The organism is Streptomyces sp. NPDC054863 (genome assembly GCF_053610825.1).
Window position 1 is genome coordinate 1 of record NZ_JBSGZD010000285.1, and the last position, 10,240, is coordinate 10,240.

11 protein-coding genes and 1 pseudogene are annotated in these 10,240 nt (G+C 69.9%); 9 read left to right on the forward strand and 3 right to left on the reverse strand.

Going from position 1 to position 10,240, the window contains the following annotated elements; all coding sequences use genetic code 11:
* Nucleotides 1-33: 33 nt before the first annotated feature.
* Complete coding sequence (locus tag ACWGIG_RS32180; protein ID WP_453325220.1) at nt 34-168, reverse strand: hypothetical protein; 135 nt, start codon at nt 166-168, stop codon at nt 34-36.
* A gap of 131 nt (nt 169-299) precedes the next feature.
* Entirely contained in the window at nt 300-980 is a 681-nt protein-coding gene (gene phoU / locus ACWGIG_RS32185; protein ID WP_453325221.1) for a phosphate signaling complex protein PhoU, read from the reverse strand.
* Between the two features lie 228 nt (nt 981-1,208).
* On the opposite strand from phoU, the gene ACWGIG_RS32190 reads away from it, so the two are divergent.
* Together ACWGIG_RS32190 and ACWGIG_RS32195 are read left to right on the forward strand one after the other, a co-directional pair.
* Nucleotides 1,209-2,543: a sensor histidine kinase gene (locus ACWGIG_RS32190; protein WP_453325222.1), complete on the forward strand. Its 1,335-nt coding sequence runs from the start codon at nt 1,209-1,211 to the stop codon at nt 2,541-2,543.
* Complete coding sequence (locus tag ACWGIG_RS32195; RefSeq protein ID WP_362423372.1) at nt 2,540-3,220, forward strand: response regulator transcription factor; 681 nt, start codon at nt 2,540-2,542, stop codon at nt 3,218-3,220. The genes ACWGIG_RS32190 and ACWGIG_RS32195 overlap by 4 nt, the downstream gene beginning before the upstream one ends.
* A 71-nt stretch (nt 3,221-3,291) precedes the next feature.
* Here the strand turns inward: ACWGIG_RS32195 and ACWGIG_RS32200 are convergent, their stop codons facing one another.
* Nucleotides 3,292-4,035, reverse strand: coding sequence for a DUF461 domain-containing protein (locus tag ACWGIG_RS32200; protein ID WP_453325223.1), 744 nt, complete (start codon nt 4,033-4,035; stop codon nt 3,292-3,294).
* Nucleotides 4,036-4,716: 681 nt separating this feature from the next.
* Between ACWGIG_RS32200 and ACWGIG_RS32205 the strand changes: the two genes are divergently transcribed.
* The 7 genes and pseudogenes from ACWGIG_RS32205 to ACWGIG_RS32235 all read left to right on the forward strand — a co-directional run.
* The gene (locus tag ACWGIG_RS32205) at nt 4,717-5,199 is read left to right on the forward strand and encodes a CarD family transcriptional regulator (RefSeq protein ID WP_003953493.1); all 483 of its coding nucleotides are present in this window, start codon (nt 4,717-4,719) and stop codon (nt 5,197-5,199) included.
* A 274-nt stretch (nt 5,200-5,473) separates the two neighbouring features.
* A complete protein-coding gene (ispD, locus tag ACWGIG_RS32210; protein ID WP_453325224.1) occupies nt 5,474-6,244 on the forward strand; it encodes a 2-C-methyl-D-erythritol 4-phosphate cytidylyltransferase in 771 nt (256 codons plus the stop codon).
* A complete protein-coding gene (gene ispF, locus ACWGIG_RS32215) occupies nt 6,234-6,746 on the forward strand; it encodes a 2-C-methyl-D-erythritol 2,4-cyclodiphosphate synthase (protein WP_453325225.1) in 513 nt (170 codons plus the stop codon). The genes ispD and ispF overlap by 11 nt, the downstream gene beginning before the upstream one ends.
* Nucleotides 6,747-6,867: 121 nt before the next feature.
* Complete coding sequence (locus ACWGIG_RS32220; protein ID WP_453325226.1) at nt 6,868-7,272, forward strand: PPOX class F420-dependent oxidoreductase; 405 nt, start codon at nt 6,868-6,870, stop codon at nt 7,270-7,272.
* 79 nt (nt 7,273-7,351) lie between these two features.
* Nucleotides 7,352-8,752, forward strand: coding sequence for a cysteine--tRNA ligase (gene cysS / locus ACWGIG_RS32225; protein WP_453325227.1), 1,401 nt, complete (start codon nt 7,352-7,354; stop codon nt 8,750-8,752).
* A 131-nt stretch (nt 8,753-8,883) separates the two neighbouring features.
* Nucleotides 8,884-9,840 carry a 23S rRNA (guanosine(2251)-2'-O)-methyltransferase RlmB gene (gene rlmB, locus ACWGIG_RS32230; protein ID WP_453325228.1) on the forward strand — a complete coding sequence of 319 codons (957 nt, stop codon included), beginning with the start codon at nt 8,884-8,886 and terminating at the stop codon, nt 9,838-9,840.
* A gap of 177 nt (nt 9,841-10,017) precedes the next feature.
* Nucleotides 10,018-10,240: pseudogene (locus ACWGIG_RS32235) on the forward strand (hypothetical protein); the annotation flags it as partial.

Here is a 10,240-nt window from a genome sequence, read left to right on the forward strand (position 1 = left end):
GACCGGGCCCCTTCGTCGTCGTTCGGCAGGCGGTCAGCCGCAACCGCCGCCGCACTGGCAGGAGCCGCCGGACTGGCAGCCGCACTGGCAGCCCGGTCCGCAGCCGCAGGAGAGCGCCCCGCCGGTGGGGGCCGTCACCGCGGGGGCGGTGGGAATGGGCAGAGCCATGGGTCCTCCTCGAAGGCACGGCAGGGGAACAGCCGTACGGCCGTCCCTCACCCATTGCATGCCCATCCGGCGGGCGCATCAACAGCGCGTGGAAGCACGGGAGTTGATGCGCCCGCCGAGGGCTCGCGCCGCTACGCCTGTGCGGAGTTGTCCTGCGCGGCCTGGATCTCGTCCGCGTGCTCGCCCGTCACCAGATAGACGACCCGCTTGGCGACCGACACCGCGTGGTCCGCGAAGCGCTCGTAGTAGCGGCCGAGCAGGGTGACGTCCACAGCGGTCTCGATGCCGTGCTTCCAGCGGTCGTCCATCAGGTGCTGGAAGAGCGTGCGGTGCAGCAGGTCCATCTCGTCGTCGTCCTGCTCCAGCTGGAGCGCCAGGTCGACGTCCTTGGTGATGATGACCTCGGCCGCCTTCGCCATCAGGCGCTGCGCCAGCTGCCCCATCTCCAGGATGGTCGCGTGCAGGTCGTTCGGCACGGCCTTGGCCGGGAAGCGCAGCCGGGCCAGCTTCGCCACGTGCTGGGCCAGGTCGCCCGAGCGCTCCAGGTCCGCGCTCATCCTCAAAGAGGTGACGACGATACGGAGGTCGGTGGCGACCGGCTGCTGCCGGGCGAGCAGGGCTATCGCACGCGCCTCCAGGTCGTGCTGGAGATCGTCGACCTTCTGGTCGGCGGCGATCACGCTCTCGGCGAGCTTGAGATCGGCGTCGAGCATGGACGTGGTGGCGCGCCCTATGGCCGAGCCGACGAGACGGGCCATCTCGACCAGGTCCTCGCCGATCGAGTCCAGTTCCTCGTGGTACGCGTCCCGCATGGGGGTTCCTACTTCCTGAGTGCGGACGGCTGCGACAAGGTGCAGCCCTGATTCCGGGGTCTGGCGGGGCTCCGGTCCCCACGCTCTCAGCATCCGACCGGTACGCGTCCGGTTCCGGCCGACCAAGTGAACCAACCCCGTCCCCCGGGTGAACTCTGGGCGACGAACGTTCGAGGTGACACCCATTCGCTTGGGGCTGTGTCAGTGACCAGGCATAACCTTGTGCACATGGACGTGAACGCGGCGGTCGCCGCAGCAGCAGCGATGGCCGGTCTCTGTACCGGCATCATCGCCATGCTGGCGTTCCGCTGGAGCGAGCGCGACCAGAAGCGTCCCACCAGGTCCGCCCTGCGGACCGAGGTGAGCGCCACGCTGCCGCCGGGAGTGGACACCGTCCTCTCCGTGCTCCGCTCGTCCGCTGTCGTTCTCGACGAGAGCGACAACGTGGTGAAGGCCAGCTCAGCGGCGTACGCGCTGGGCCTGGTCCGAGGCGGAAAGCTGGCCGTCGAGCCGATGATGCACATGGCCCGCGACACCAGGAGGGACGGCGAGATACGCCAGGTCGAGCTCGACCTGCCGCGCCGGGGCACCGGCCGGGGCGAGGCCCTCGCGGTGTCCGCCCGGGTGGCGCCGCTCGGCTCGCGCCTCGTACTCCTCCTGGTGGAGGACCTGACGGAGGCCCGTCGTATCGAAGCCGTACGACGCGACTTCGTCGCCAACGTCAGCCACGAGCTCAAGACCCCGGTGGGCGCGCTCTCGCTGCTCTCCGAGGCCGTCATGGACGCCTCCGACGACCCGGAGGCGATCACCCGCTTCGCCGGCCGGATGCAGATCGAGGCGACCCGCCTCACCTCACTGGTCCAGGAGCTCATCGACCTCTCCCGGGTGCAGAACGACGACCCCCTGGAGGACTCCGAGCCGGTCCGGGTGGACGAACTGGTCGCCGAGGCCATCGACCGCAGCCGGCACACGGCCTCGACCAAACAGATCACGATGCAGGCCGGCGGCACCTCGGGACTGCACGTCTGGGGCAACCGCGGCCAGCTCGCCGCGGCCCTCGGCAACCTCGTCGAGAACGCCGTCAACTACAGCTCCTCCCGCACCCGCGTCGGCGTCGCCGCCCGCCGGGTCCCCGCACCGGGCGGCGACCTCATAGAGATAGCCGTCACCGACCAGGGCATCGGCATCTCCGACCGTGACCGCGAGCGCGTCTTCGAGCGGTTCTACCGCGTCGACCCGGCCCGTTCCCGCGCCACCGGAGGTACGGGCCTGGGCCTGGCCATCGTCAAGCACGTGGCCGCCTCGCACGGCGGGGAGGTCACCGTCTGGAGCTCGGAGGGACAGGGCTCCACCTTCACCCTGCGGCTGCCCGAAGCGGGCTCCGTACGGGAGGCCAGGGTGGAACACACCCCCGGCCGGCCCCTCGTCGGCCCCGACGACGTCGACGAGGTCGAGGACTTCGACGACGAGGACCGGGCGTCCGACGGCACGTACAGGACCACGTACAAGACCACCAAGACCCCCATCCGTGAGAACACCCCTGCCCCGGAGGTCCTTCCGTGACCCGAGTGCTCGTCGTCGAGGACGAGGAATCCTTCAGCGACGCCCTGTCCTACATGCTCCGCAAGGAGGGCTTCGAGGTGGCGATCGCGGCCACCGGCCCCGACGGCCTCGACGAGTTCGAGCGCAACGGCGCCGACCTCGTCCTGCTCGACCTGATGCTGCCCGGCCTGCCCGGTACCGAGGTCTGCCGCCAGCTGCGCGTCCGCTCCAACGTCCCGGTGATCATGGTGACCGCCAAGGACAGTGAGATCGACAAGGTCGTCGGGCTGGAGATAGGGGCCGACGACTACGTCACGAAGCCCTTCTCCTCCCGCGAGCTGATCGCCCGCATCCGCGCCGTACTGCGCCGCAGGGGGGAGCCGGAGGAGGTCACTCCGGCGGCCCTGGAGGCGGGCCCGGTCCGGATGGACGTGGACCGTCACGTCGTCACGGTCTCCGGCGCCAAGATCGACCTCCCGCTCAAGGAGTTCGACCTCCTGGAGATGCTGCTGCGCAACGCGGGCCGCGTGCTGACCCGTATGCAGCTCATCGACCGGGTCTGGGGCGCGGACTACGTCGGCGACACCAAGACCCTCGACGTCCACGTCAAGCGCCTGCGCGCCAAGATCGAACCGGACCCGGGCGCCCCGCGCTACCTGGTCACGGTGCGCGGCCTGGGCTACAAGTTCGAGCCGTAAACCGGACCCGTGGGACGACGAAAGGGCCCCCGTCGGCTTCCGGCGGGGGCCCTTTCACGCGATCCGGTGCGTCAGTGACCCGTGGTGGCTGCGCCCGTGGCCCCGCCCGCGGGCGTGTTCTTGGCCGGGGTGCCCGACGGGCTGTTCTTCGCCGGCGTACCCGACTGGTTGCCGCCGGGAGCGCCGGTGGCGGCACCCGTCGGGGCGCCGGGCGTGCCGCCCGTGGCCGGGGCGGTCGGCGTGCCCGCCGGGGCGGCCGGGACCTTCTCCGGGCCGAAGCCCTCGAAGTGGCCGACGGCCGGGACGACGAACGCGCGCAGCGTCACGTTGCCGGTCTCGCTGAAGCTGAAGGTGACCGGCTGGGCGTTGCCGTTCTGCGCGGACTCGCGGCCGTCGGCCACGACGGCCGAGGCGTTGCCCTTGCCGCCGATGACGACGGAGCCGCCGGCCGGGACGGTGATCTTCCCTGCGGCGCCCCCCTTGGCGTCCTTGGCCGGGGTCAGCTTCACCGTGGCACTCGTGCCGCCCAGCTTGACGGCGTCGAGGGTCTGCGGCTTGTCGCCGTTGTTGAAGACGGTCGCGGCGACGACCGCGGGACCGGCGCCGACGGCGTTGCCCTTGGTCTTCTCGCGCGGCTGGGTGATCACCGTCGCGTTCTGAATCTTGATCTTGCCGTTGTCGACGGAGATCGCAGCGTTGTCGGGCTTGACGGCCAGCGTCTGGGCATCGTTGCCTGCACCGCAGGCGGCGAGCGAGACGATCGAGAACGCGAGGGCGGTAGCGGCGAGAGTGCCGCGTCGAAGGCTGCGGCTCACGGCGGCGGCAACTCCTAGGACGTTACGGACGGGCGGACTGCACGGCGCGCGAGAACTGCATGGTGCAAGAACTGCACGCTTAATGCGCGCTTAGGTTACCGAGCCGCCGACCGGCCCCCGCACCCGACCCGCCCCCGCTCGCACCCCGCTCACATGCGCCGTCGGCGCAACGATGCGCCCCGGACGGCCGCCGGAGCGTTCGCGGAGGCGAAGCCGGAGCTGATCACGGAGGTGTACGAAGGCGCGATTTCGTACACCGTTCAATGGCGCGAAACGTTCGGGCCGGGCGGGGTCTCGGGATATTGCCCGCGGAATGCGAGGCGCGTCGCGGAATTGATCACGGAGCGGATCGCCGGGTGCCCGTGATCAATTCCGGATTGCCGGCGATTGCCGCCGTACGGGTGAGCGATCTCCGAACGGAGTAGATGAAGTTCACCTCATGGAACCCGGCAAAACGGGACTTCTCGTCCTCGTCCGGGGCTCCGCGGTGTGTGTAGCGTACGCGTTTCCCTTCGCCCGCAGAGCCGCTCCCACCTGCGAATACCGTCTTCCGGAAGGCTGTCGCAGCACGTTCCTGTTGCAGTTGTCAAGCCCCGAGATATGCCCTGACCTGCGGAAACGCCATTCAGAACAAGCGATTTCCGTGTTACTCTGGATAGCCACGGAAGGGGTACCTGTCACATGACGTTCAAGGTTGGCGACACCGTGGTCTATCCCCATCACGGGGCCGCGCTGATCGAGGCCATTGAGACTCGCCAGATCAAAGGCGTGGACAAGACCTACTTGGTGCTCAAGGTCGCCCAGGGCGACTTGACGGTTCGTGTACCGGCGGACAATGCGGAGTTCGTCGGCGTTCGCGATGTGGTTGGGCAGGACGGGCTGGACCGGGTCTTCGAGGTGCTGCGGGCACCGTATGCAGAAGAGCCGACGAACTGGTCCCGTCGCTACAAGGCAAATCTGGAGAAGCTCGCCTCTGGCGATGTCATCAAGGTCGCTGAAGTAGTGCGTGACCTGTGGCGTCGTGAGCGCGAGCGCGGTCTCTCCGCCGGCGAGAAGCGCATGCTCGCGAAGGCGCGCCAGATCCTGGTGAGCGAGCTGGCTCTCGCGGAGAACACCAATGAGGACAAGGCCGAGGCCCTGCTGGACGAGGTTCTCGCGTCGTAACTCCACATGCCGGTCACCCGGTGTGTGCGCTGATTTGTTGTGATGCCGCGGTGTCCGTCGATCGACTGTGTCCGCAGTCGGCCGGTGGAGACCGCGGCATCATTTTTAGCTTCGAAGATCATTTCCCGCGTGCGGTGTTCTTCCGTGCCGAGCTCTCAAGAGCCGATGCGCCACCCCCTGCCGACTGTCACGGAAGGGTCCGGTCAGGGCGTCGCGCCCGGCTCGGTGAGGCCATACCCATGTCGGGCGAGTCGACAAACCTCCGGAGAAGCCGATGGCAGCCGCAGAGATTCCCGCCCCCACCGAACCCGGCGGCCGTACCGCCGCGGTGATCCCCGCCGCAGGCCGCGGCATACGTCTGGGACCGGGCGCGCCCAAGGCGCTGCGGGCCCTGAACGGAACCCCGATGCTGGTCCACGCCGTCCGCGCGATGGCCGCCTCGCGAGCCGTCTCCCTGGTGGTCGTGGTGGCCCCGGCGGACGGGGCGGGCGAGGTCAAGGCCCTCCTCGACGAGTACGGGCACGCGCTGCCCGAGCGCACCGAATTCCTGGTCGTCCCCGGCGGCGACACCCGCCAGGAGTCCGTGAAGCTCGGCCTCGACGCGCTGCCGGACGACATCACCGCCGTACTGGTGCACGACGCGGCACGTCCGCTCGTCCCGGTGGACACCGTGGACGCCGTCGTCGAGGCGGTACGGGGCGGAGCGCCCGCCGTGGTGCCCGCGCTGCCGCTCGCCGACACGGTCAAGCAGGTCGAGCCGCGGTCCGGCGGACGGCCCGAGCCGGTCGTGGCGACGCCCGAGCGGGCGCTGCTGCGGGCCGTGCAGACGCCGCAGGGCTTCGACCGGGCCACGCTGGTGCGCGCGCACCGGGCCGTACCGGCGACGGGCGAGGGTGCGACGGACTGCGCGGGCATGGTCGAGCGGCTGGGGGAGCCGGTCGTGGTGGTGCCCGGACACGAAGAGGCGTTCAAGGTGACCCGGCCGCTGGACCTGGTCCTGGCCGAGGCGGTACTCGCACGGAGGAGGGCCAACGATGGCTTCTGAGCAGACGACGGCCGAGAGCGGCAAGCCCGTCATTCCGCTGGTCGGGATCGGGACCGACATCCACGCCTTCGAGCGCGGGCGCGAGCTGTGGTGCGCCGGGCTGCACTGGGAGAACGAGGAGTTCGGGCTCGCCGGGCACTCGGACGCCGACGTCGTCGCCCACGCGGCGTGCGACGCGCTGTTCTCGGCGGCCGGGGTCGGCGACCTCGGCGCGCACTTCGGCACCGGGCGCCCTCGGTGGGCCGGGGCGTCCGGGGTGACCCTGCTGACCGAGGCGGCCCGGATCGTACGGGCCGAGGGCTTCGAGATCGGGAATGTCGCGGTGCAGGTCGTCGGCGTACGCCCGAAGGTCGGCAAGCGGCGCGAAGAGGCACAGAAGGTGCTGAGCGCGGCCGTCGGGGCACCGGTCTCGGTGTCGGGGACGACGAGCGACGGACTGGGCCTCACCGGCCGGGCCGAGGGGCTCGCGGCGATCGCCACCGCCCTGGTCTACCGGGCCTGAGGCCTCGGCCGTACCGGGCGCTCGCCGGGTGCTTCTCGCGCGTTGCGTACGCCTCGGCGGGCGGGTGGCGGGGTAGAGGTAGTAACCACCCCCCATTCGCACCCTCGGAAGGACCGAACCCGTGACCGCCGCACTCAGCGACAAGCTCAAGGAACTCCTCGACGGCCCCGTCTTCATCAACGTGGCCACGATCCAGCCCGACGGCAGCCCCCAGGTGTCCCCGGTCTGGGTGAAGCGCGAAGGCGACGACGTGCTCTTCTCCACCACCGTCGGGCGGCGCAAGGAGAAGAACCTGAGCCGCGATCCCCGCGTCACCGTCCTCGTCCAGCCCGCCGACGCCCCTTATACGTACGCCGAGATCCGCGGCAGCGTCGAGATGACCAGGGAGGGCGGCCAGGAGCTCATCGACGAGCTGGCCCTGAAGTACACGGGGAAGAAGTACGCCGAGTTCAACCCGTCGTCGGTGGACGACGGCCCGCGCCTGGTGGTCCGCGTCCTGGCCCGCAAGGTCGTCGGCAACATCTGAGCGCGGTGCGCCCGTACCCCGCCCGATCCGGTGCGGGGTACGGGCCGACGCCACGCCAAACACTAAGTACCCTTGAGTCGTGACTCTTCGCCTGTACGACACCAGCGCCCGGCAGACGCGTGACTTCATCCCGCTCGTCCCGGGCTGTGTCTCGATCTACCTGTGTGGCGCTACCGTGCAGGCCGCACCGCACATCGGGCACATCCGGTCGGGACTCAACTTCGACATCATGCAGCGGTGGTTCGCCCACCGCGGCTACGACGTGACCTTCATCCGCAACGTCACGGACATCGACGACAAGATCATCGCGAAGTCGGCCGACCAGGGCCGCCCGTGGTGGTCCATCGGGTACGAGAACGAGCGCGCGTTCAACGACGGCTACACCGCGCTCGGTTGCCTCCCGCCCACCTACGAACCCCGCGCCACCGGCCACATCACCGAGATGGTCGAGATGATGCAGGGCCTCATCGCACGCGGCCACGCGTACGAGGCGGACGGCAGCGTCTACTTCGACGTCCGGTCGTACGACGGGTACCTGGAGCTCTCCAACCAGGAGCTGGACGGTCTCCGCCAGCCCCCCGAGGAAGGCATCACCGGCAAGCGCGACCCCCGCGACTTCGCCATGTGGAAGGCCGTCAAGCCGGGCGAGCCCAGCTGGGAGTCCCCGTGGGGCCGCGGCAGGCCCGGCTGGCACCTGGAGTGCTCGGCCATGGCGCACAAGTACCTCGGCAGGGCCTTCGACATCCACGGCGGCGGGATCGACCTGATCTTCCCGCACCACGAGAACGAGATCGCCCAGGCCAAGGCGTTCGGCGACGACTTCGCGAACTTCTGGGTGCACAACCACTGGGTCACCATGGCCAACGAGAAGATGTCGAAGTCCCTCGGGAACTCGGTGCTCGTCAGCGAGATGGTCAAGGCCTGGCGCCCCATCGTGCTGCGCTACTACCTCGGTACGCCGCACTACCGCTCCGCCATCGAGTACAGCGAGGAGGCCCTGCGCGAGGCGGAGTCCGCCTTCGCCCGCATCGAGGGCTTCATCCAGCGCGTCGTGGAGAAGGCCGGGGGCCAGGTCGAGGCCGCGGCCGACGTCCCGCCCGCCTTCGCCGAGGCCATGGACGACGACCTCGGCGTCCCGCAGGCCCTCGCGATCATCCACACCACGGTCCGCCAGGGGAATTCCGCCCTCGCGGCCGACGACAAGGAAGCCGCGATTGCGCGCCTGGCCGAGGTCCGTGCCATGCTCGGCGTGCTGGGTCTCGACCCGCTCGACGCGCACTGGGCCGGCGAGTCGGACCGCGGCGAAGACCTCCACGGGGTCGTCGACACGCTCGTACGACTCGTGCTCGACCAGCGTCAGTCCGCGCGCGAGCGCAAGGACTGGGCGGCGGCCGATGCCATCCGCGACCAGCTCCAGCAGTCCGGTCTTGTCATCGAGGACAGTCCGTCGGGACCGAGGTGGACGCTCGGGCCCCGCTAGGGGCTACCCCGTAGGGCCTGGTCAAGGCCTTCCGATGTGCCGCCCGGAGCCCCGGGCGGCACACTTCATTTACGTACGTAGACGATCTGCATCACCATGTGGATCGCCGGATCCACAGGAAACAGGTAGTCATGGCCGGCAACAGCCAACGCAGGAACCGCCGCACGTCCAACAAGAAGGGCATGCAGGTCGGCAGCGGCGGCCAGCGGCGCAAGGGTCTTGAGGGCAGGGGCCCGACCCCGCCCGCCGCGGACCGCAAGAAGCACAAGGCGAACCGCCTCGCCACCGCCAAGGCGAAGCACGCCCAGGCACGCCGCCCCGCCCCGCGCCGCGGCGGCGCCAAGGGCACGTCCGAGATGGTCGTCGGCCGCAACCCGGTCTACGAGGCCCTGCGCGACGGCGTCCCCGCGATCACGCTCTACGTGCAGCAGTACATCGACAACGACGAGCGGGTCCGCGACATCCTCCAGCTCGCCGGCGAGCGCGGCAAGATCCACCTGATGGAGGCCCCGCGCGCCGAGCTGGACCGGATGACCAACGGCCTGAACCACCAGGGCATCGTCCTCCAGGTCCCGCCGTACGAGTACGCGCACCCGGAGGACCTCCTCGCCGCCGCGCAGGACAAGCACGAGAACGCGCTGATCGTCGCCCTCGACGGGGTGACCGACCCGCGCAACCTCGGCGCCATCATCCGCTCCACCAACGCCTTCGGCGGCCACGGCGTGGTCGTGCCCGAGCGGCGTGCGGCCGGCATGAACGCCGGCGCGTGGAAGTCCTCGGCCGGTACGGCCGCCCGTACCCCCGTCTCGCGCGTCACCAACCTGACCCGCGCGCTGGAGGACTACAAGAAGGCCGGCGTCACCGTCGTCGGCCTCGCCGCCGACGGCGAGCACAAGGTCGAGGACCTGAAGCAGCTCGGCGGTCCCGTCGTCATCGTCATCGGCGGCGAGGGCAAGGGCCTCGGCCGCCTCGTCGGCGAGACCTGCGACTACCGGGTGCGGATCTCGATGCCGGGCGGCGCCGAGTCGCTGAACGCGGGCGTCGCCGCGGGGATCGTCCTGTACGAGACGGCGCGTCGCCGGAACTGATCGATGTTTCTGCGCTAGGGAGCGCGGGAGCGGACGGGAGGGCCCCGGATTTGATCCGGGGCCCTTTTTCGTCCACCTGTGTTGACCTGCGACGTCCGCGAGAACGTGTGGATTTGACGGGTCTCGGACAGATCGGCGTCGTCAAGGCAGTGTCCTAAACACACATCACTCGGTTAGATGAGTGTGGACACCAGAACACCCGGGTTCGACGATCAGCCCGCACTGAGCATGGTCAAGGTGCCCTGCGACCCGGCGCAGGTCATCGTCAACCACGCCAGCTTCCGCGTGCAGCTCGCCCCGAGCCAGAGCGCGCGCCCCTCCGTGGCGCGGGGTGCTCTGGACCGGACGGCGATGATTCCGGCGTTGAGCGGGGCGGGGGCGGCGGCCGGAGCCGCCGCCG

Excerpts from the sequence above, each read along its gene's own strand:
- phoU (WP_453325221.1), bottom strand. The coding sequence starts at position 980 with ATGCGGGACGCGTACCACGAGGAACTGGACTCGATCGGCGAGGACCTG.
- ispF (WP_453325225.1), top strand. The coding sequence starts at position 6,234 with ATGGCTTCTGAGCAGACGACGGCCGAGAGCGGCAAGCCCGTCATTCCG.
- ispD (WP_453325224.1), top strand. The coding sequence starts at position 5,474 with ATGGCAGCCGCAGAGATTCCCGCCCCCACCGAACCCGGCGGCCGTACC.
- ACWGIG_RS32190 (WP_453325222.1), top strand. The coding sequence starts at position 1,209 with ATGGACGTGAACGCGGCGGTCGCCGCAGCAGCAGCGATGGCCGGTCTC.
- rlmB (WP_453325228.1), top strand. The coding sequence starts at position 8,884 with ATGGCCGGCAACAGCCAACGCAGGAACCGCCGCACGTCCAACAAGAAG.
- ACWGIG_RS32205 (WP_003953493.1), top strand. The coding sequence starts at position 4,717 with ATGACGTTCAAGGTTGGCGACACCGTGGTCTATCCCCATCACGGGGCC.
- ACWGIG_RS32180 (WP_453325220.1), bottom strand. The coding sequence starts at position 168 with ATGGCTCTGCCCATTCCCACCGCCCCCGCGGTGACGGCCCCCACCGGC.